The organism is Methylocystis sp. (assembly GCF_050246715.1).
Lineage (GTDB): Bacteria > Pseudomonadota > Alphaproteobacteria > Rhizobiales > Beijerinckiaceae > Methylocystis.
Genome location: NZ_JBFWVN010000033.1, coordinates 17,986 through 37,561, shown reverse-complemented (window position 1 = coordinate 37,561; position 19,576 = coordinate 17,986). Strand labels below are relative to the sequence as shown.

At 61.8% G+C, this 19,576-nt stretch carries 25 protein-coding genes and 2 pseudogenes; 20 read left to right on the top strand and 7 right to left on the bottom strand.

What is annotated here, in order from left to right; translation table 11 throughout:
- Window positions 1-113: 113 nt before the first annotated feature.
- The 5 genes from dcd to AB7I51_RS11535 all read right to left on the bottom strand — a co-directional run bounded on the left by dcd (window position 114) and on the right by AB7I51_RS11535 (window position 4,492).
- The gene (gene dcd / locus AB7I51_RS11555; protein WP_428404239.1) at window positions 114-578 is read right to left on the bottom strand and encodes a dCTP deaminase; all 465 of its coding nucleotides are present in this window, start codon (window positions 576-578) and stop codon (window positions 114-116) included.
- Between the two features lie 14 nt (window positions 579-592).
- Window positions 593-838, bottom strand: a complete 246-nt coding sequence (locus AB7I51_RS11550; protein WP_428404238.1) for a hypothetical protein — start codon at window positions 836-838, stop codon at window positions 593-595.
- A 228-nt stretch (window positions 839-1,066) separates the two neighbouring features.
- Window positions 1,067-1,669, bottom strand: coding sequence for a DUF1254 domain-containing protein (locus AB7I51_RS11545; protein ID WP_428404237.1), 603 nt, complete (start codon window positions 1,667-1,669; stop codon window positions 1,067-1,069).
- A complete protein-coding gene (locus tag AB7I51_RS11540) occupies window positions 1,660-2,250 on the bottom strand; it encodes a DUF1214 domain-containing protein (protein WP_428404236.1) in 591 nt (196 codons plus the stop codon). Before AB7I51_RS11540 ends, AB7I51_RS11545 begins: the two co-directional genes overlap by 10 nt.
- 16 nt (window positions 2,251-2,266) lie before the next feature.
- Entirely contained in the window at window positions 2,267-4,492 is a 2,226-nt protein-coding gene (locus AB7I51_RS11535) for a transglycosylase domain-containing protein (protein ID WP_428404235.1), read from the bottom strand.
- Between the two features lie 141 nt (window positions 4,493-4,633).
- On the opposite strand from AB7I51_RS11535, the gene AB7I51_RS11530 reads away from it, so the two are divergent.
- Window positions 4,634-5,140 carry a YcgN family cysteine cluster protein gene (locus AB7I51_RS11530; protein WP_428404234.1) on the top strand — a complete coding sequence of 169 codons (507 nt, stop codon included), beginning with the start codon at window positions 4,634-4,636 and terminating at the stop codon, window positions 5,138-5,140.
- Between the two features lie 197 nt (window positions 5,141-5,337).
- On the opposite strand, the gene AB7I51_RS11525 is transcribed toward AB7I51_RS11530, so the two are convergent.
- Window positions 5,338-5,544: a hypothetical protein gene (locus AB7I51_RS11525; protein WP_428404233.1), complete on the bottom strand. Its 207-nt coding sequence runs from the start codon at window positions 5,542-5,544 to the stop codon at window positions 5,338-5,340.
- A 602-nt stretch (window positions 5,545-6,146) separates the two neighbouring features.
- Between AB7I51_RS11525 and AB7I51_RS11520 the strand changes: the two genes are divergently transcribed.
- The gene (locus tag AB7I51_RS11520) at window positions 6,147-6,440 is read left to right on the top strand and encodes a hypothetical protein (protein ID WP_428404232.1); all 294 of its coding nucleotides are present in this window, start codon (window positions 6,147-6,149) and stop codon (window positions 6,438-6,440) included.
- A 147-nt stretch (window positions 6,441-6,587) separates the two neighbouring features.
- Here the strand turns inward: AB7I51_RS11520 and AB7I51_RS11515 are convergent, their stop codons facing one another.
- The gene (locus tag AB7I51_RS11515) at window positions 6,588-7,541 is read right to left on the bottom strand and encodes an IS1595 family transposase (RefSeq protein WP_428404231.1); all 954 of its coding nucleotides are present in this window, start codon (window positions 7,539-7,541) and stop codon (window positions 6,588-6,590) included.
- A gap of 443 nt (window positions 7,542-7,984) precedes the next feature.
- Between AB7I51_RS11515 and AB7I51_RS11510 the strand changes: the two genes are divergently transcribed.
- The 18 genes and pseudogenes from AB7I51_RS11510 to AB7I51_RS11425 all read left to right on the top strand — a co-directional run bounded on the left by AB7I51_RS11510 (window position 7,985) and on the right by AB7I51_RS11425 (window position 19,477).
- The gene (locus AB7I51_RS11510; RefSeq protein ID WP_428404230.1) at window positions 7,985-8,521 is read left to right on the top strand and encodes a hypothetical protein; all 537 of its coding nucleotides are present in this window, start codon (window positions 7,985-7,987) and stop codon (window positions 8,519-8,521) included.
- Complete coding sequence (locus AB7I51_RS11505) at window positions 8,487-9,806, top strand: DNA-packaging protein (protein ID WP_428404229.1); 1,320 nt, start codon at window positions 8,487-8,489, stop codon at window positions 9,804-9,806. The genes AB7I51_RS11510 and AB7I51_RS11505 overlap by 35 nt, the downstream gene beginning before the upstream one ends.
- Window positions 9,807-10,026: 220 nt before the next feature.
- Window positions 10,027-11,184 (top strand): annotated as a pseudogene (locus tag AB7I51_RS11500) (phage portal protein); the annotation flags it as partial.
- A 328-nt stretch (window positions 11,185-11,512) separates the two neighbouring features.
- Window positions 11,513-11,959, top strand: a complete 447-nt coding sequence (locus AB7I51_RS11495) for a hypothetical protein (protein WP_428406241.1) — start codon at window positions 11,513-11,515, stop codon at window positions 11,957-11,959.
- 27 nt (window positions 11,960-11,986) lie between these two features.
- Complete coding sequence (locus AB7I51_RS11490) at window positions 11,987-12,499, top strand: hypothetical protein (RefSeq protein WP_428404227.1); 513 nt, start codon at window positions 11,987-11,989, stop codon at window positions 12,497-12,499.
- A 103-nt stretch (window positions 12,500-12,602) separates the two neighbouring features.
- Window positions 12,603-13,106, top strand: coding sequence for a hypothetical protein (locus AB7I51_RS11485; RefSeq protein ID WP_428404226.1), 504 nt, complete (start codon window positions 12,603-12,605; stop codon window positions 13,104-13,106).
- Window positions 13,107-13,344: 238 nt separating this feature from the next.
- On the top strand, window positions 13,345-13,530 hold the full coding sequence (locus AB7I51_RS11480) for a hypothetical protein (protein WP_428404244.1): 186 nt from the start codon (window positions 13,345-13,347) through the stop codon (window positions 13,528-13,530).
- Entirely contained in the window at window positions 13,530-13,706 is a 177-nt protein-coding gene (locus AB7I51_RS11475) for a histidine kinase (RefSeq protein WP_428404225.1), read from the top strand. Before AB7I51_RS11480 ends, AB7I51_RS11475 begins: the two co-directional genes overlap by 1 nt.
- Window positions 13,706-14,302 carry an HK97 family phage prohead protease gene (locus AB7I51_RS11470; RefSeq protein ID WP_428404224.1) on the top strand — a complete coding sequence of 199 codons (597 nt, stop codon included), beginning with the start codon at window positions 13,706-13,708 and terminating at the stop codon, window positions 14,300-14,302. Before AB7I51_RS11475 ends, AB7I51_RS11470 begins: the two co-directional genes overlap by 1 nt.
- Window positions 14,303-14,444: 142 nt before the next feature.
- Window positions 14,445-15,669, top strand: a pseudogene (locus AB7I51_RS11465) (phage major capsid protein).
- A 70-nt stretch (window positions 15,670-15,739) separates the two neighbouring features.
- Window positions 15,740-16,315, top strand: coding sequence for a head-tail connector protein (locus AB7I51_RS11460; protein ID WP_428404223.1), 576 nt, complete (start codon window positions 15,740-15,742; stop codon window positions 16,313-16,315).
- A complete protein-coding gene (locus AB7I51_RS11455; protein ID WP_428404222.1) occupies window positions 16,312-16,641 on the top strand; it encodes a phage head closure protein in 330 nt (109 codons plus the stop codon). Before AB7I51_RS11460 ends, AB7I51_RS11455 begins: the two co-directional genes overlap by 4 nt.
- Before the next feature lie 10 nt (window positions 16,642-16,651).
- The gene (locus AB7I51_RS11450) at window positions 16,652-17,059 is read left to right on the top strand and encodes a DUF3168 domain-containing protein (RefSeq protein WP_428404221.1); all 408 of its coding nucleotides are present in this window, start codon (window positions 16,652-16,654) and stop codon (window positions 17,057-17,059) included.
- A gap of 12 nt (window positions 17,060-17,071) precedes the next feature.
- The gene (locus tag AB7I51_RS11445) at window positions 17,072-17,479 is read left to right on the top strand and encodes a phage major tail protein, TP901-1 family (RefSeq protein ID WP_428404243.1); all 408 of its coding nucleotides are present in this window, start codon (window positions 17,072-17,074) and stop codon (window positions 17,477-17,479) included.
- Window positions 17,480-17,640: 161 nt separating this feature from the next.
- Window positions 17,641-17,997 carry a gene transfer agent family protein gene (locus tag AB7I51_RS11440; protein WP_428404242.1) on the top strand — a complete coding sequence of 119 codons (357 nt, stop codon included), beginning with the start codon at window positions 17,641-17,643 and terminating at the stop codon, window positions 17,995-17,997.
- Window positions 17,994-18,233 (top strand): rcc01693 family protein, encoded by a 240-nt coding sequence (locus tag AB7I51_RS11435; RefSeq protein ID WP_428404241.1) that lies wholly within the window; start codon window positions 17,994-17,996, stop codon window positions 18,231-18,233. Before AB7I51_RS11440 ends, AB7I51_RS11435 begins: the two co-directional genes overlap by 4 nt.
- Window positions 18,230-18,823, top strand: a complete 594-nt coding sequence (locus tag AB7I51_RS11430; protein WP_428404220.1) for a phage tail tape measure protein — start codon at window positions 18,230-18,232, stop codon at window positions 18,821-18,823. The genes AB7I51_RS11435 and AB7I51_RS11430 overlap by 4 nt, the downstream gene beginning before the upstream one ends.
- 15 nt (window positions 18,824-18,838) lie before the next feature.
- Complete coding sequence (locus AB7I51_RS11425) at window positions 18,839-19,477, top strand: phage distal tail protein, Rcc01695 family (RefSeq protein ID WP_428404219.1); 639 nt, start codon at window positions 18,839-18,841, stop codon at window positions 19,475-19,477.
- Window positions 19,478-19,576 lie beyond the last annotated feature (99 nt).

The window sequence follows — 19,576 nt, the reverse complement described above, 5'->3', positions numbered from 1 at the left end:
CAACTTCCGCCGCCTGCTCGCATGGCTGGCGCTTCTGTGGGCCTTGTTCCTGAGCGTCCTCGACGACGCCAACGCCTCAAATCGCCGACTAATCGCCGCTTAAATCGCGTTCTTCACGGGCGACTCGGTAGAGGACCGTGATTGACCATCTCAAGCCTGATGCGGCCGTCAAACCCAGCATGAATTGTCGGTGCAGTTATGTGAACGGAAAGTCCGTACCTCGCCAAGGAGCTTTTTCCTTCAACACGAGCAGCATATTTTGTGTCAATTCGTAGATCAACATACTCTGCGGTATAAGCAAGTATGAGAATGTTTCGATGCAATACATAGCCGTCGTCAGATATTGCTACCTTTGTAGATATCGCTTCAATAGCTCGCTCTGCATCGATTCTACGCTTTGAAGGGTCGATAATCTGTTCGAGCCCGCTTCCATCGACTTGCTCGTTGAACAGTGTCAACTCGTGATCGAGCGTAAGGTCGACGCTTGTCGAACTGTATGCATTCTCCGATGGAAGCGGATCGATAACGATCACGCCTTTTCTCAGCGCCGTGCGAATCTCTCTATCTGTTAGGATCAAGCAAATCGTCTCTCTCAAACAGCTTCTAATTGGCTGCGATCAACCCAAACTCGCCAGTTACCCGCGTAGGTTTCTCGAGGCAGCTCTATGAGAAACGAGTCGCCGTCACTCCTAATAGGATAGCCAACGCTGACAAACCCCTCGTGCAATGAGCGCTTGTCGATCACGAGGCCCTCTTCGCCTTGGTCTGTATGCACGCTCACGACAACTTCGCTATGATGAAGGCCATCGCCAACTTTTTCGACCTTCAGTTTCATCATAGGGAGCCTCCGTAATGCATTGGCAGCGCGAATCGCTGTCTCGTTTCGATTATGCGTAGCACGCTCTGTGAGTTCTGTTACTCACGAAGGGCGAGCTGGATTAGAACACACATAGAACACTTTGCAAGAGGCTCAAGGCGTCCTCTAACTCGCCGGCTTGCTCTGGTTCCCGATCGGGCCTTTAGCCTTTCAGGAACGACAGCGTTCTGGAAATGAGTTCGGGGAAATCTACCCCTGCGGCAGATCGAAATTCTGGCAGCTGATCGTGCTCAGCCGGTCGCGCGCGCGCTCCTGATCGGAGGGGCGTTTCGCCAAGGAGCGGATCAGCACGAAGCCGCGCTTTGTCGGCGCCGTCAGCCGCACTTCCGACGGCGGCGGGGCGTCGCCTTCGTCGGCGCTGGTTAAGGCGTCGATCTGGCGGGCGTCGCCGACGACGATGTCGATCTTGCCCTTGATCGCCGAGCGGTCGGTCATCGAATGATAGATGCGGCCGGCGTTGGCGTGAAACGAGAGGCCGAGAAAATCCTCGCCGTCGACATTGGTCTTGACCCGCAGCGGACCCTTGCCGAGATCGTAAACGCAGACCGCCTCGGCGAAGGCCGGGTCCTCGAAGGGCAGCGTCTCGTCGCCGGGCGCCATCTGCGGCAGCAGCACCAAGCCTTCCGCCGGCGCGGCGCTTTTCACATAGGCGGCGAGCCGCCCCAAGGCGTCGCGCGGCGCGAGCGTCGGCATCAGCAGCACCGAAACGATATGAACGATGCCGGCGACGAGCAGCGTGGCGAGCAGCCAGGGCAGAAGGTCGAGAAAGCGATCGGTGATATTCAAGCGCATCCGAGTTTCACGATTTTTGGAAAGGAATTGGGATCGGGATTTGAGTCGATGTCGAGCGGCGTATCATAGAGCCGCAGCATGACGACGAAGCCCTCCGCCTGTCCGGGCGACAGCCAATTGCCGGGCCGCGCTTCGCGGGCGATGTCGATGTCGAAAGCGCCGCCCTCCTTGCGCAGAATGTCGACCGAGGAATAGCCATAGCGGTCGGTCGGATTGGCGACGAGCCTTCCGTCGGGACTGGCGAGCGTCATCGTCCAGTAGCGCGCCGCCGGCAAGGGATCGACGATGCGATATTCGCATGCGCCGTCGAGCGGCGCGCCATCGGAGTCCGTCCGCGCGATGAAGGCCAATCCCTGATCGCGGCCGAGCGGCGCTTCGCCGGAGCGCGAGATCACCGCCCGCGCGTAAGGGTCGATGTCGGCGCCGCCGATATGCGGCCATGACGTCCACGGGCCGGCGCGCAGGGAATCGAAACCATAGCCGGCATTGAGCGACAGCACGGTCGCCAGCAGGCCGATGCCGAGGCCGGCGATCATCGCCGAGCCGGCGCGCAGATAATTCGCATAAGGCTTGAGGTCCAAGGACGCGCTCCCGCCGCTATCTTATGACGCCGCCGTCGGCCGCCTGGCCGGCGCGCCGCGCTTCCAGCGGCGCCGCGTCGGGCGCCTCAAGCGCGCTATGCTTGTCGCCGCCGATCGCCTTGATCTTCATCTGAATTGATTCGAGCGCCTGGATCGCGCCCTTCGACAAGGTCGCGGGGCGCTGCGGCGCGCCGAGTTCGAGCGGCTTCACCACATTGGCGTTGGCGACGGCCGTCGCGCCCTTGGGGTCAGGCCTCAATCCGACGATCGGCTTCAAGGTCGCGCCCTGATGCGCATAGGCCATGATGTCGTGCCAAGTGCCGGCCGGCAGGGAGCCGCCGGTCATGTTGTTCATCGGCGCATTGTCGTCATTGCCGTACCAGACGCAGCCGCCCATGGTGCCGGAATAGCCGCAGAACCAGGCGTCTCGATAGCCGTTGGTGGTGCCGGTCTTGCCGATGACGTCGATCCCCTGGCCGAGTTGGGCGCGTCGGCCGGTGCCTTCCTCGACGACCTTCTTCATCATGCCGGCAAGTTCAACCACCTTGTCGAAGGGCACCGCCTGCTTTTGCGGCGGCGCGTCACGGTCGTGGCGATAGAGCAGATCGCCCTGGCGATTGCGGATTTCCACCGCGGCGTAAGGCGTGACTTTCTTGCCGCCGTTGACGAAGGCGCCGTAGGCCGCAGAATGTTCGAGCGGAATGACGTCGCTCTGGCCGACCGGCAGCGACGGCGTGTCTTCGAGCGGCGTGCTGATGCCAAGACGCCGGCAGGTGTCGATGATCTTGGCGCGGCCGATCCGCGAATCGCCATTGCCGATCGCCTGCGACAGCTGGATGGCGATGGTGTTCAAGGACCGCGCCAGCGCATTGGCGAGCGGCATGGAGCCGGCATAGCCGCCGCTGTAATTGTGCACGCAGTAGTTGCCAATGCAGGTCGGCCGGTCGGTGACGATCGTCGTCGGCTTGAATTTGCCGGTCATCAGCGCGGTCAGATAGACATAAGGCTTGAAGGACGAGCCGGGCTGGCGCGCGGCGTCGGTCGCGCGATTGAATTGGCTCGCGCCATAGTCTCGCCCGCCGACGACGGCGCGCACGGCGCCGTCCGGCTCCATCACCACCGCGGCGCTCTGCTTGGCGCGGAAGCTGCGGCCCTGCTCGCGCAGATTGGTCTCGATAACCTCTTCGGCGCGCCTCTGAATGTTCGAGTCGAGCGCGGTGCGCACGCTGAGCACGCGATTGTCGCCGAGCTTGCCTTCCTGCGCGAATTTGCGGATTTCGCTGTAGGCGTAGTCGAGATACCAGTCGGGGCTCGTCTCCCGGGCGCGGTCGATCGGCGTCGCGGGATTGCGCAAGGCGGCGATAATCTGGGTATCGGTCATGAAGCCCGAGTCGACGAGATTCCTCAGCACGTCATTAGCGCGGGCGCGGGCCGCCGGCAGATTGACGTGCGGCGCATATTTCGTCGGCGCCTTGAAGAGGCCGGCGAGCATCGCCGCCTCGGCGAGCGTCACGTCCTTGACCGACTTGCCGAAATAGAATTCGGCGGCCGCCTGAATGCCGAAGGCGCCGCCGCCCATATAGACGCGGTCGAGATAGAGTTTGAGGATTTCGCGCTTGGTCAGATGATGCTCGAGCCACAGCGCCAAAAAGGCCTCGTTAATCTTGCGGGTGATGGTGCGTTCATTGGATAGGAAAAGATTCTTGGCGAGCTGCTGGGTGATCGAGGAGCCGCCCTGCACCACGCCGGACGAACGCGCATTGACCGTCAGCGCCCGCAGCGTGCCGATCACGTCAATGCCGAAATGCTCGTAAAAGCGACGGTCTTCCGTCGCCAGCACGGCCTTGATCAAATGATCGGGATATTGTTCGAGCGGCACGGCGTCGTCATGCTTGATGCCGCGCTGGCCAACGTCGGCTCCATAGCGGTCGAGGAAGGTAACGGCGAGATCGGTCTGCTTGAGCCAATTCTCGTCGCTCGTCATCTGAAAGGCCGAGGAAGCCAGCGCCATCGCGACGATTCCGGCGCCGAGCCCGAGAGTCAGCGCCTCGCAGCACAGCTCCACCCCGACCCGCGCAACGCCGGAGACGTGAAAGCGCTCCATGAAGGTCGAGAAATCTTCATAGAGTTCGCGGGCGCGCCGCCCGCTCTGGAACATGGCTGAATCGATCAGCGCATCGATCGCGAGCAGGATGCGCCTGACCCGTTTGGCGAAGTTGGAAGCCTGGAAACGCTTCAACACTGCTCAAATGCTCCCTCGCGCCGATAATACTTACCGGCGCTTTGTGGACTTTAACACTTTTTCAACCATCTTGACGACAGTCCGCGCAGCCCACATTGCGTTATGGTTTCCGTCGCGAAAAGCGCAAGCCGAAAGAGAAGGATGGCGTTAAAAAAAGGCGAAAATGCCCTATCGATCGCGCCGGCCGAGACGCCGTTCTGGGAGAAGCCGCTTGCGGAATTGACCCGCGCCGAGTGGGAAAAGCTCTGCGATGGCTGTGGCCGCTGCTGCCTCGTCAAGCTCGAAGACGACGACACCGGCGCGATTTATCATACGAGCGTCGCCTGCAAATTGCTCGACCAGGGGACCTGCCGCTGCGGCGATTATCCGCGCCGGCGCCGCTACGTGCCCGACTGCGTGCGGCTAACTTTGGATAAACTCGAGAATATTCGCTGGCTGCCGCCGACCTGCGCCTATCTCCTGCGCTTTAAGGGCAAGCCGCTGCCGCCCTGGCATCCGCTGATTTCCGGCGATTCCGAGAGCGTCCATCGCGCCGGCGTCTCGGCGCGGGGGCGGATCGAGGCGGGCGAGGACGAGGTCGATACCGACGATCTGCCGGATTTTATCAGGCTGTGGCCGAAGCGCTGGCCGAAGAAGGCGCGGTGGTGAGAGATAATTTTCCGCGTCTGGAATTTATTCCTTGACAGCGGGACGATGGTGGCGATTGTGTAGTTGACGAACCATGAGAATCGGATAGGTTGCGCTCAGTCATTGCGCAACCAAGGAGATTCGCATGGCAGACAATGCTGTAATTCATCTCGGAGAGAATTCTCCGGAACACGTAGCATTCAAGTTGTTTACGTTCATCAACGATGGAGAGAACAACCGTGATCGCGCCGCTGTTCTTGACCTGTATGCCGAATGTCTTCTTGCCGTCCGAAATCCGGCCGGTCACTTAAAAGGAAATCATGAAACTCTTTCGCAGCGGCGACGATAAATTCCACGCCAGTACCCTTGTCGAATGACGATATAGCTAATCTGAGAGCTTCTACCTTAAGTTCATCTTCTGTCATGTGGGCTCCATAAAAAAATCGCTGGCGAGGATCAGTGGCCTTCTTTGCGTGGTTTGGCGTCGCTCTTAGGCGCGCCAGCCTCGCTATCCTTGAGCGGCTTATGCCGCGCTACCTTCTTTAGCGCAGCATCAAAATGCGCTTCGGATTCGTCGCAGCCGATAGCCTTAGCTGCCTCTATGAATCGATCTTTCTGGACAGATTTTGTAAGCTTCGATTTTTGGCGCGGCACGAATCACCCCATGACACATAAGTTTGTCTTCGCCGATGAAGCTGGCGACTTCACATTCAAACGCAAGACGGGGGCAAGCAAATATTTCCTACTATGCACATTAACCACTGAGGATTGTTCGCTATCGAACGATCTCTTGGATATCCGACGCCGGCTCGTTATCAACGGGGACTCGGAGAGAGATAAGTTGCACGCGACATCAGACGCCCAAGCGACCCGCGATAAAGTTTTTTCATGCCTGCAAAGACACACGTTCCGCGTTGACGCGACAATACTAGAAAAATCAAAAGCTTAGCCTCAAACCAGAACGACGGATGCACTATTCTACCAATATGCATGGTATTATCATTTTAAGCATGTAGGGACACGCTTGTTGAATGATAATAAGAAACTACTCGTAACAGCAGCCGCGCTTGGGCAAAAGAAAACAAAAGCAGCCTTTAAGCAGGGCGTCAACAATACCCTTCAGCAGACAACCCCAAGAGAAAGATGGGAAGTCTCATTTATTGACTCTGCTAAAGACCCTCTACTTTGGGCTGCGGATTATTGCGCATGGGCCATACAGAGAAAATGGGAAACTAACGACCATCGATCGTATGAATTGATCGCATCAAAAATCATCTCTGAGTTTGACCTGTGGCGATTCGGAACAACCCATTACTATTAAAAAAAAATGACCCGCAATCTTCGCTATCCTTTCGGAGAGGCCCAGGGGCCCATTCGCGAAGCAAGGGTCACATCGTGTGTGTAGCACTAATCCTCGGAATTTTCAAGATTGACGCTTGACTTTTTTGCGAATCCGAGTCCGCTCGAATCACTGCATCGGCTCACTAGGTCCCTGATACTTCAAGCGTTTACCAGAAATGCCCTTCAAAGCGCGTGCGCTACGCTCTTGATCCTCACAGCCAAGCGCCGAGCGGTGATTGTAGCGAAAATCAAATTCCGCAAGGTAGCGATGCAGATGCTTCTCTGAGCAATGCTGGTAGACGCCTTTCATGCCGCGTTTGAAGATCGAGAAATAGCCCTCGACTGTGTTCGCATGCACGTCACCGCGAACATATTCGTCGGCGCTGTGGCGCACTGAGGCGTGATCGGCGAACTGCTTGCCGACTTCCGGGTATAGGGCGCTTTCGTCCGTGTAGAGCGACGTTTCGCGATCGATGTTTTCCGACACGATAGAGGCGACCGTGACCTTGTTGGCCTTCTCGGCATGGAACGTGCGAACGGAACCGCCGCGCTCGACGAGAGCGATGACGGCGCGCTTGCCGGCTGGGCCGAACTTGCGACGGCGAGACTTATAGGGCTTGCCTTCCTTGGTAAGGGTCGGCTGAACCTCAGTCTTGCCGAAATAGGTTTCGTCGGCTTCCACAACGCCGCCGGCGCCGCCCATAGGCGCAAGCGAGCCGTCGCGCATGGCCTCGCGAATGCGATGCGCCAGAAACCACGCCGTCTTGTATTGAACCTCCAAGACGCGATGAAGCTGATGAGCGGAAATGCCCTTCTTACTCGCCGTCATTAGATAGACCGCCTGCAACATTTTCGAGAGCGGCAGATGCGCAGACTCGAAAACCGTGCCGACCTTCACCGTGAATTGTTTTCTACAATCCGAGCATTTGCGAAGGCCAAGCCGCGTTTTGCGCAGGTCGTAATGCTTGCCAGAGACGGAGCCGCAATGCGGGCAGACCGGGCCTTCCGGCCACAGAATGCCCTCCAGATGGGCGAAAGCTGCGGCTTCGTCGTGGAAGTAAGGCTTCGACAGAACGGACATTGATCTAGCTCCTTGACTCTTAAGCTACATCATCGCCTGTGGTTCGTCAACTACACAATCGCCACGATGGTCCTATAGAAACACGCCATGCTCCAAAATTGCGCTTGAGCGACGCGAACGAGTTTTAACGGCGCGGCGTCCTCTCCTCCCCTCCCCCCGCGCCCATCCCCTCGCGCTTCGAGACGCGCTCGCGCGTCTTGCGGCCGAGGGGATTTTTTTGGAGCGTCGCAGAAAGAACCGCATGACAGGCGCCACAAGACTGAAGGCTTCACAATTGTCATTCCCGACGCGCGAAGCGCGATCGGGAATCCAGGGCAAAATCAAACACGCTTGTTGCGATTCTGGATTCCCGATCAGGCCTGCGGCCTGTCGGGAATGACAGAGCCCCCTTGCTTCAGCAGCGCAAGCTCATAAGTCGCCAACCCCTTTCCGGAGTCTGGCTGATGGCGGCCAAATCCGTCCCGCCCAGCGATGAAAAGATCGCGCAGGCGAAGCTTCTCTACGACTCGGGCGTTACGCCGATCGGCGAAATTCTCGACCTGCTCGGCATGAGCGTCGGACAGTTCCGCCGCTTTCGCGAAATCAGCGGCTGGCCGCTGCGCGCTTCCGCCTGCGCTCCGCGCAAGAAAACGGCGGACGACGCGCCGCCGGCGAAAAAGCCGAGCGACGCGAATAGGCTCATCGCCCGGCTCGAAGACGCGGTCGAACAGGAATTCGCCCGCGCCGAAGCGGCGCTCGCCAAACCTGCGCCAAAGTCCATCGAGGCGAGCGCCCGCACGCTTGCAAGCCTCGTCAAGACGCTCGCCGAATTAAAGCGCATGCGCCGCGAGAACGAGGATCGCGAGAACGACGCAGAAGATGACGACAAAGAAGCCGCAAGCGAGCGAGACGGCGACGCGCCGCCACGCGAATTGGCCGAACTCCGCGCGGAGCTTGCTCGACGGCTTGAACGACTGCGCGGCGCAGGGTCGACTGAATGACGCGCTCGACGGTCTGAGCGCAAGAGAACTGGCGCGGCTGCTCGACGATTGGGAATTCGTCGCGCGCCGCGATCAATGGCCGCCGCCGCTCGCCGCCAATAACGCGCCCTGGCGAACCTGGCTCATTCTCGGCGGACGCGGCGCCGGCAAGACGCGCGCCGGCGCCGAATGGGTGAAGGCGCTGGCGCTCGGCCATGCGCAATTTTCGCTCGCGCCGCTCGGCCGCATCGCGCTGGTCGGCGAGACCGCGGCCGACGTGCGCGAAGTGATGGTCGAAGGCGTCTCAGGACTTCTCGCCGTGCATGGACGGCGCGATCGGCCGCGCTGGGAAACGACGCGCCGGCGGCTCGTCTGGGACTCCGGCGCCGTGGCGCAGGCGTTCTCGGCCGAAGATCCGGAGAGCCTGAGGGGCCCTCAGTTTCACGCCGCCTGGTGCGACGAACTCGCCAAATGGCGCTACGCCAGGGAGACATGGGACATGCTGCAATTCGGCCTGCGTCTCGGCGACTGGCCGCGCCAGCTCGTCACGACGACGCCGCGCCCGCTGCCGCTCTTAAAAGAGCTGACCGCCCATCCGACAAGCGTCGTGACCCGCGCCTTGACGCGCGAGAACGCCGCCAATCTCGCGCCCTCCTTTCTCGAAAGCGTCGTCGCGCAATATGCCGGCACGCGATTGGGGCGCCAGGAGCTCGATGGCGAAATGCTCGACGAGCGCAAGGACGCGCTGTGGACCCGCGACATGCTGGAGCGCGCCCGCGTGCAAGAGGCGCCGCCGTTAAAGCGCATCGTCGTCGCGGTCGATCCGCCGGCGAGTTCCAGCAAGCGCGCCGACAATTGCGGCCTCGTCGCAGCGGGGATCGAAGAAGCGGGCGCGCTTTACGTTCTCGCCGACGCGACTTTGTCGGCGGCGCGGCCGGCGCAATGGGCGCGCGCGGCGATCGCGCTCTATCACAAGCTTTCGGCCGACGCGCTTGTCGCCGAAGTCAATCAGGGCGGCGAAATGGTGCGGGCCGTATTGAACGAAGCCGATCCTTCCGTCCCCGTCACGATGACGCGGGCGACGCGCGGCAAATATCTGCGCGCCGCCCCGGCCGCGCAGCTTTACGAACAGGGACGCGTGAAACATGTCGGCGCCTTTCCGGCGCTCGAAGACGAAATGTGCGATTTCGGCGCCGACGGTCTTTCGTCCGGGCGCAGCCCCGACCGGCTCGACGCGCTCGTCTGGGCGATCACCGCGCTCGCCCTGACGCCGAAAGCGCCCGAGCCGCGCATGCGAAGAGTGTAGCGAAACATCGCGGGCTCCCTTCTCCCGCTTGCGGGAGAAGGTGTCGCGCCGAAGGCGTGACGGATGAGGGCCCTCACCCGACCCCGCTTCGTGGGGCCACCCTCTCCCAACGCGAACCGGGTGTTCCCGGTTTGCGTCATTGACGCTGAAGTCGGCAACAGCCGACTTCAGTTCGGGAGAGGGAAGACGCGCAACCATGCGTATTTCTCAAGGACCCTTCATGCCCTCACTGCTCTCGCGACTCATCGGCGCGGTCGCGCCGGCGCGCGAAACCAAATATTCGCGCGCGGCGAAGCTCCTCGCCATGCATGCGCTCGGACAGCCGCATTGGAGCGCCCGCAATTCGACGGTGCTGACCCGCGAAGGCTATGAGCGCAACGCCGTCTGCCATCGCTGCGTGCGCATGGTGGCGGAAGCCGCCGCGTCTGTTCCGTGGCTCGCCTATGAGGGCCGCGACGAGGCGGTCGACCATCCGCTGATCTCGCTCATCGAGCGCCCCAATCCGCTCGACACCAGCGCCTCCTTCATTGAGGCGATCTGCGCCAATCTGCTGCTTTACGGAAACGCCTATGTCGAATCCGTCGTCATCGACGACACGCTGCGCGAGCTTTACGCGCTGCGGCCCGACCGCATGAGCGTCGAGGCGGGACGCAATGGCTGGCCGGCGGCCTTCATCTATCGCGCGCTGGGACAGGAAGCGCGCTACGAAATGCGCGGCGAAGGGATCGAGCCGATCCTGCACATCAAATTCTTCAACCCGCTCCACGATTATTACGGCTTTCCGCCGCTCGCCGCCGCGCAAGTGGCGCTCGACACGCATAACGCCGCGAGCTTCTGGAACAAGGCGCTCTTGGACAATTCCGCGCGCCCTTCCGGCGCCCTCGTCTATGCGGGGCCGGAAGGCGCGCATCTCACTGACGAGCAATTCTCGCGCCTGAAGGAAGAGCTGGAGGAGAATTTCTCCGGCGCGACCAACGCCGGGCGGCCGCTGCTGCTCGAAGGCGGGCTCGACTGGAAGGCGCTGTCGCTGTCGCCAAAGGACATGGATTTTACCGAGTCGAAAGCTGGCGCGGCGCGCGAGATCGCGCTCGCCTTCGGCGTGCCGCCGCTGCTCTTGGGTCTTCCCGGCGACAACACCTTCAGCAATTACACTGAAGCCAATCGCGCCTTCTGGCGCCAGACCGTGCTGCCGCTCGTCGCGCGCGTGCAGAAGAGCTTTCAGGCCTGGCTGCAGCCGGGCTTCGGACCCTTTCGCCTCGACTATAACGCCGACCGTCTTGAAGCATTGGCCAGCGAACGCGCAAGCGAATGGGAGCGCGTCGGCAAAGCGGCTTTCCTCACGCTAGACGAACAGCGCGAGGCGCTCGGCTATGGCCCGGCGCGGACTCCGTGCGGCTGTGGCGGAAAGATGAAGCGGGACGGCGCCGCCTTTGACAACAACGAGCGTCTTGGCATTGAACGGCATGATCAGTTAGCCTTGGACGAACGCTGCGCCGAAGAATGGGCTTGGGCGATAAGATATTGTGAAAGCCTTTTCGACTTGCCCAACCCGCCATTGGGCTTGACGGGCGGCTACAATGATGTCGGAAGTTGTGCGCGGGGCTTCGTCAGCGCGGCGTGTGGCGGAAATGCAGTTTGAACGGGGTATTATAATGAACATCGACAATCATTGCAGCGATCTCTATCGCCAGCGCGACTGGAAGGCCTTGCACGGCGCGCTCGACAACGCTTCCCCAGGCCGCGATTCAGACGAACGCAGGCAAATCGGTTTCTGGCGCGCGAACGCGCTATCGGCCGAAGGCCGGCATGACGAGGCCATAGATGCGCTACGCGCGATCGGATCCGATTGTCGATGCCGGACGAGAGTTTCCAAGAATATCGCGGAGAATCTGCGCCGCCTGGGCCGCGATATGGAAGCAATCGAGGAATTGAAGAACGCGCCTCTTGCCGAAGAATGGGATTGCTTTCGCGCGCTCGTCCTTGATGCGAAATATGTGCTCGCTCACCTCTTGGCGAGCAACGGTCTGGAAGTGTACAAGGCGATCCTCGACGATATTCCCGATGGCTATATACACATCACCGATCGCGGACACAGAATCTCGAAATCCGATTTGGTGGATCTGATCTCCGGCAAGAAGAAAAGTTCGATCTGAGCTTCCCGCCGGCCCATTGAGGCGACCATGGCATTGCGCGATGAATTTTCGAAGCTCTATCGCAAGCGCGACTGGCCCGCCTTGCATAGCGCTCTCGATGCCGCGGCGCCTTATGACGCAGAGGAGCGCTGCTGCGTCGCCTATTGGCGCGCGACGGCGCTGGAGGCGGAAGACCGCTGTCTAGAGGCAATCGACGTCCTGACTGCAAATCGAGATGACTTTTCATGCAAAACAATGGTTCACGCGGATATCGCAGAAAATCTGCGACGGCTCGGAAGGGATTTGGAGGCGATCGACGAATTAAGCAAAGCGCCGATGGATGAGGAAATGGAGCGTTATCGGGCGCTCGTCGTGGACGCCAAATATCTTCTTGCGCATCTCTTGGCGACGAATGGACTCGACGTTGAACCGTCGCTTCTCGACGAAATCCCGGAGAACTACATACACATAACATCGCGCGGCAAGAGGATCACGAAGGCCGATTTGCTGGCGATGATTCCCGGGAAAAGTCCGGGCTGCGGATGCCTGCAAGCGAGATGACTTCTGAGGCGACTAAGATGCGGCGGCAATTTCTATGATGGGTTAAGCAAGCGTCTCAGTACATAGCGCGGCGTGTGGCGGAAATGCAGTTTGAACGGGTGTTATGATGAACATCGACGATCATTGCATCGAACTCTTTCGCCAGCGGGACTGGAAGGCTTTGCATGGCCTGCTCGACAGCGCCTCGCCTGGCCGCGATCCCGACGAGCGAAGCAAGATCGGGCGCTGGCGCGCGAGCGCGCTTTCCGCCGAAGGCCGGCATGAGGAAGCCATCGACACGCTGCGCGGCATCCAATCCGATTGTCGATGCCGGGCGACGGTATCGAAGCATATCGCGGAGAATCTGCGCAGGTTGGGCCGCGATATGGAAGCGATCGAGGAACTCAAGAACGCGCCGCTGGCCGACGAATGGGATAGCTTTCGCGCTCTCGCCCTCGACGCAAAATATGTTCTCGCTCACCTTTTGGCCAGCAACGGTCTGGAAGTCGACAAGGCGATCCTCGACGATATTCCCGACAAATATATTCACATCACCGATCGCGGACAAAGAGTCTCGAAAGCCGATCTGATGGATATCATCTCCGGCAAGAAGAAAAGTTCGATCTAAGCTTCCCGCTTTTGAAGAGCGGCGCGCGAGATCACGCCGCCAATCGCGCCTTCTGGCGCCAGACCGTGCTGCCGCTCGTCGCGCGCGTGCAGAAGAGCTTTCGGGCCTGGCTGCAGCCGGGCTTCGGCGTTTTTCGCCTCGACTATAACGCCGACCGTCTCGAAGCCTTGGCGAGCGAACGCGCAAGCGAATGGAAGCGCGTCGCAACAAGCGCTTCGCTCGAAAGAAGCGATCGTTCATGTTCGCCATTCTCGACGCCATCTTGGAGCGCGGCGATCTCGCGCATCTCGCGCTGTTTCTCTGGGCCTGCGCCGCCACCGCGCAAGCCTATTTCGCCTTGCGCGAATTGAGCGAGGCGACGCGCCGCCTCGACGCCTTCGTGCGCGAACTCGCGCGCTTCAACCGACGCTGCAGGAGCGATTGATGAATAGGAAAAATTTTCTGACGCATTTCGTCGGACGTCAGCGCGCGCGCAACGCGCGCCGGCGCGAAGACCACTCGGCCGTCTTCAAAACCTTCGTCGAATTGCTGGCGCAACTGTGCGCCGAAGCCCCCGCGGCGAGCCAGGCGCCGATCAACGCCGAGGCGGAGAAGAGCTGATGGCGGCAATGCGTATAAAGGGCGCGCCCGAAACAAAGCGCGCCGAACAGCCGCTGCTGCAGGCGAACGAGGCCGGCGCCTTCTCCGGCTACGCCAGCCTCTTCGGCGTCGTCGACTCGGGCGGCGACATGGTGATGGCCGGCGCCTTTGCGCGTTCGCTGATCAAGCGCGGCGCGCAGGGCGTGAAAATGCTGTGGCAGCATCAGGCCGCCGAACCGATCGGGATGTGGACCTCGATCGCCGAAGATTCACGTGGCCTCAAAGTCGAAGGCCGTCTCGATCTCTCGGTGGCGCGGGCGCGCGAGGCGCTGTCGCTGATGCGCAAGGGGGCGATCGACGGCCTCTCCATCGGCTTTCGCACGCAGCGCGCCACCACCGAAAAATCGAGCGGCGTGCGGCGACTTCACGAGATCGATCTGTGGGAGATTTCCATCGTCACTTTTCCGATGCTGCCGCAGGCGCGCATCGGGAAGGTGAAGCAAAGCGGCGGCGCCGAGCGCATCGAGGCGCTTGGCGCGAAGCTAGCACGCTTAAGAGCGCAGCGCGCCGCGCTTGATTTCGCGCGGGCGTTGCGGCGCGTATCCGAAAACGCCTGAACGAGCGCATCGATCCGCGCTCTCACCGTCGGGCGCAATCGACTCTTTCCAAGACGGATTTTCCCGGCGTGCGACTTCTTCCCGGCGACAAAAGTCGCGCGGGATCTTTTTTCGCGCCGGCGCCAAGCATGAGGCTCTACCTATGTCAGCAATCGAAACGAAATCCGCCGGCGACGACATTCTCGCCGATCTCAATCGCGCCTTCGGCGCCTTCAAGGAAACCAATGACGAGCGTCTGACGCAGCTCGAAAGCCGTCTCGGCGCCGATGTCGTGACCGAGGAGAAACTCGCGCGCATCGACCAGGCGCTCGACGACACCAAGAGCCGGCTCGATCGCCTGGCGCTCGACATGTCGCGCCCGCGCATCGGCGGCAAACCCGTCGACGACGTGAGCGGCCGCGAGCACAAAAGCGCCTTCAATCATTACATGCGCTCGGGCGAAGCGAGCGGCCTCAAGGCGCTCGAAGCCAAGGCGCTGTCGCGCGGCTCCGGTCCCGACGGCGGCTATCTCGTGCCGCTGCCCACCGAACGCGAAGTGCTGCGCAGACTGGCGAAGCTGTCGCCGATCCGCGCCATTTCCGGCGTGCGAGAAATCTCCGGCGCCTCGCTGCGCCGCGCCTTCTCGACGACCGGACCCGCGGCCGGATGGGTCGCTGAAGCCGATCCACGCCCGCAGACCAATAATCAGCAGCTTGCCGACATGACCTTCCCCGCGATGGAGCTTTACGCCATGCCGGCGGCGACTCAGGCGCTGCTCGATGACTCCGTCGTCGACATCGAACAATGGATCGCCGAGGAAGTGCAGACCGCCTTCGCCGAACAGGAAGGCGCGGCCTTCGTCAATGGCGACGGCGTCAACAAGCCCAAGGGGTTTCTCTCCTATACGACGGTCGATGACGCGAGCTGGAGCTGGGGCAACATCGGCTATGGCGACCGGCGCCGCCGGCGCCTTCGCCGCGTCGAACCCCTCCGACGCGCTCATCAATCTCGTCTATGCGCTGCGGGCCGGCTTTCGCCAGAACGCCAAATTCGTGATGGGGCGGCGCGCGCAATCGCTGGTGCGCCAGTTCAAGACGACGACCGGCGACTATATCTGGGCGCCGCCCGCGACCGCCGACGGCGCCGCCTCGCTGATGAATTTCCCGGTCGTCGAGGCCGAGGACATGCCCGATCCTGCCGCGAATTCGCTCTCTATCGCCTTCGGCGATTTCGAGCGCGGCTATGTGGTGGTGGACCGCGTCGGCATTCGCGTGCTGCGCGATCCTTATTCCGCCAAGCCCTATGTGCTGTTCTATACGACGAAGCGGGTCGGCGGCGGCGTGCAGAATTTCGAGGCGATCAAGCTGTTGAAATTCGCCGCGTCGTAAGGCGGCGGCGATCTGTCGACGGCCGCGGCGAACGTCGCGGCCTTTCTCTCTTCACAATGCAGGACGCCCGATGCGACCGATGCTGATCGGCGCGCCGGCGATCGAGCCCGTCTCGCTCGCCGACGCCAAATCATGGCTGCGCGAAGACGGCGCCGACGAGGACGAACTCATCCAGGCGCTCATCGTCGCCGCGCGGATGACGCTCGAAGCCTATACGCGGCGATTCTTCATCACGCAAAGCTGGCGACTCGTTTTCGACTGCTGGCCGGATGAGGTCGCTTCGCGCGCGGCGCTCTACATCCCCTTCGCGCCTTTCGAGGCGGCGACGGCGATCCGCGTTTTCGATGCAAATGATGCCGCACAGACGCTTGATGCAGCGAGCTATCGCGCGGCGGCGTCGAGCGATGGCGGCCGCATCGTATTCTCGTCAGCGCCGCCGGCGCCGGGAAGCAAGACGGATGGAATCGAAATCGACTTCGATGTCGGTTATGGCGCGCTTGCGAGCAACGTTCCGCAGCCGCTGCGTCACGCGATCCTCGTCCTCGTCGCGCATTGGCGCGAACATCGCGGCGATGACGGCGACGACGTCTTGCCGAATGCGGTCGCGCAGCTCGCCAAGCCCTTTCGTCGCGAGCGGCTGCTGTGAGCGTCTTCCCGCGGATCGGCGTCTTGCGCCATCGGGTGACGCTGGAGGCGCCGATCGACGCGCCCGACGGCGCCGGCGGCTTCTTGCGCAGCTTTGCGCCACTCGCCGATCTTTGGGCGCGGGTTGCGCCGGGAGGCGCCCGCGAGGATTTCGTCGAGCAGCGCACGGAGCAGGCGACGAGCCATGTCGTGACGATCCGTTGGCGCGACAAAGTCGCAAAAGACATGCGCTTCGTCTTTCGCGGCCGCAAGCTTCGCATTCAGTCCATTGTCGATCCCGACGAGCGCCGACGCTTTCTGATCTGCCAATGCGAAGAGATTTCTTAAGGGACTCGACATGAGCGCTTCACCGGTCGTCGCGCTGCGTAAGGCGGTCCGGACCTATCTGCTCGCAGATTCGGGCTTCTCCGCCTTGCTAAGCAACAAGCTCTATGATGAGGCGCCGCGTGGCGTCGAGCCGCCCTATGCGCTCTTCGCCGACGCACAATTGCGCGACTGGTCGGCCGATCTCTCGCCCGGCGCCGAGCAATTCTTCACCATCGGCGTCACCTCGACGATGCGCGGATTGAGCGAAGCGCTCGAACTCGCGCAGCGAATCGCCACCCTTCTCAATGAAGCGCCGCTTGCTCTGCAGGATCATCGGCTGATCGATTTGCGCTTCCAATCCATGGAGACGCGCCGCGGCCAGAACGGCCGCTTCGCCACGGTCAATCTGCGCTTTCGCGCGACGACCGAATATCTTTAACGGGGTTCAATGATGGCCGCCCAGAAAGGCAAGGATCTGCTGCTCAAAATCAGCGACGGCGCAAGCTTCGTCACGATCGGCGGACTACGCACGCGCCGCCTCGCGCTCAACGCCGACTCCGTCGATGTGACGGACGCGGAGTCGAGCGGGCGCTGGCGCGAATTGCTCGACGGCGCCGGCGTGAAGCGCGCCAGCGTTTCGGGAACCGGCGTCTTCAAGGACCAAACGTCGGACGCGCTGTTGCGCCAGACTTTTTTCGACGGGCTGCTGCGCGAATGGCAGATCGTCATTCCCGATTTCGGCGTTCTCTCCGGCCTCTTCCAGATCGCCAATCTCGACTACCGCGGCGAATATGCCACAGAAGTCACCTTCGACATTTCGCTTGAATCGGCGGGAGAGTTCGCCTTCGCGGCGCTGTGAATTCCGCGCATCGCAAATGTCATTCCCGACGCGCGAAGCGCGCTCGGGAATCCAGGGGCAAAATCAAACATGCTTGTTGCGACTCTGGATTCCCGGTCAGGCCTTCGGCCTGCCGGGAATGACAATGCCGGATGGCCCTGCCCTTTTTCTATGAGGACGAAATGGCGAATGCAAAACGCGGCGAAATCGACGCGACGCTTGATGGGAAGACCTACACGCTGTGCCTGACGCTCGGCGCGCTTGCCGAACTCGAGAGCGGCTTTGGCGCAAGCGACCTCGTTGCGCTTGCGAGTCGTTTCGAAGAGCGACGGCTGTCCGCGCGCGATATCTTACGCATCATCGGTTGCGGCCTACGCGGCGCCGGGTACGAGATCAGCGACGACGACGTCGCCAGAATGAAAGCTTCGGAGGGTCTTGCAGGCTATGTGCGCATTGCGGCCGACCTCCTCGCCGCGACCTTCGGCGATGCGCCGACGCACGACGCGCCCGCAAACCCTCCGACGCCGCAGGACGCCTGAGGCAGGCGGAAGGAACGGCGCGCGACCCCTCTCATGGCGCGCCCTTTCCCTTCGCCCGCGCCATGGCCTTCGGGCTGGGCGTCCTGCGGCTTGCGCCGCGCGACTTCTGGTCGATGACGCCGCGCGAACTCTTTTACGCGGCCGAGGGCGTTTACGGCAAGGCGCCGGGCGCGCCGTCGCGCGCCGCGCTTGACGAATTGATGCGCCGTTTTCCAGACTCCGCAGGATCGACATGACGACGAGTTTCGACCCCTTCCCGGACCCGTTCAACGAGCCCGGCGCCAATGCGCCGATCGCTGCGCCGGATCTCCGCACGACGAAACTGTTGCTCGATCAGATCAACGTCTCGGCCGCGAATGTCACGAAGACGCTGCAATTGGGATTCGGCTCCGCGTCGGCGAGCGGCCGCAGCTTCAACGACGTGCTCTCGACGATCGCGCAATCCTTGGCGCGCCTGGCGCTGCGCGAGGGAACCAAGGCGCTCGCCCAGGGATTGGTCAGCGGGTTGAGCGGCATATTCTCCGGCGCCTTCAGCGGCGCTGGAAACATCTTGCCCCTCGCGCAAGGCGGCGTGGTCGCGAGCCCGACCTATTTCGCTAATGGCGGCGCGATCGGGCTGATGGGCGAGCGCGGCGCCGAGGCGGTCATGCCGCTCGCCCGCGGCTCGGACGGCAGACTCGGCGTCGTTACGCAAGACGCCGGCGCGCGTCCGGTTTCGGTCACCGTCAACATCACGGCGCAGGATGTCGAAAGCTTTCGCAACTCCGAAGCGCAGATTACTGGCGCGCTGGCGCGGGCCGTCGCGCGCGGCCAGCGCAATCTCTAATTAGGCGCAGCCGGCATGAGCGATTTTCATGAAGTCCGCTTTCCGCTCGACGTCTCCTTGGGCGGGCGCGGCGGACCTGAGCGGCGCACCGAAATCGTCACGCTCGGCTCCAATCGCGAAGCGCGCAACGCCCGCTGGGCCCATTCACGGCGACGCTATGAAGCGGGCTATGGCGTGAAAAGCCTGGCGCAGCTTGCGCAGATCATCGAATTTTTCGAGGAGCGGCGCGGCAGGCTTTACGGCTTTCGCTGGCGCGATCGCGCCGACTGCGCCTCCTGTCCGCCCGGCGCCGCGCCGAGCCCGACGGATCAAATCATAGGAACGGGAGACGGCGCGCGCGCCGCCTTTCAGATCATAAAAACTTATGGGGGCGCGTATTCGCCCTATGCGCGCGACATCATCAAGCCGGCGGCCGGCAGCGTGCGCGTCGCGGTCGGCGGCGTCGAGGCATCGACGCCCGACGTGAGCGTCGACGCCGCGACGGGAATGGTGACTTTTGCGCCAGGCGCCATTCCTTCGGCAGGCGCGATCGTCACCGCCGGCTTTTACTTCGACGTGCCGGCGCGTTTCGACACGGACTTTTTGGAAATCGACATGCAGGCGTTCGAAGCCGGCGCTATTCCCAATATTCCGATCATTGAAATCGTTCCATAGACTGCCGGTCATTGCGCGCGAAGCGAAGCAATCCAGAGTCGCGCCCATGGCTCTGGATTGCTTCCTCGCTGCGCGCCTCGCAATGACGCGGGAGTTCAA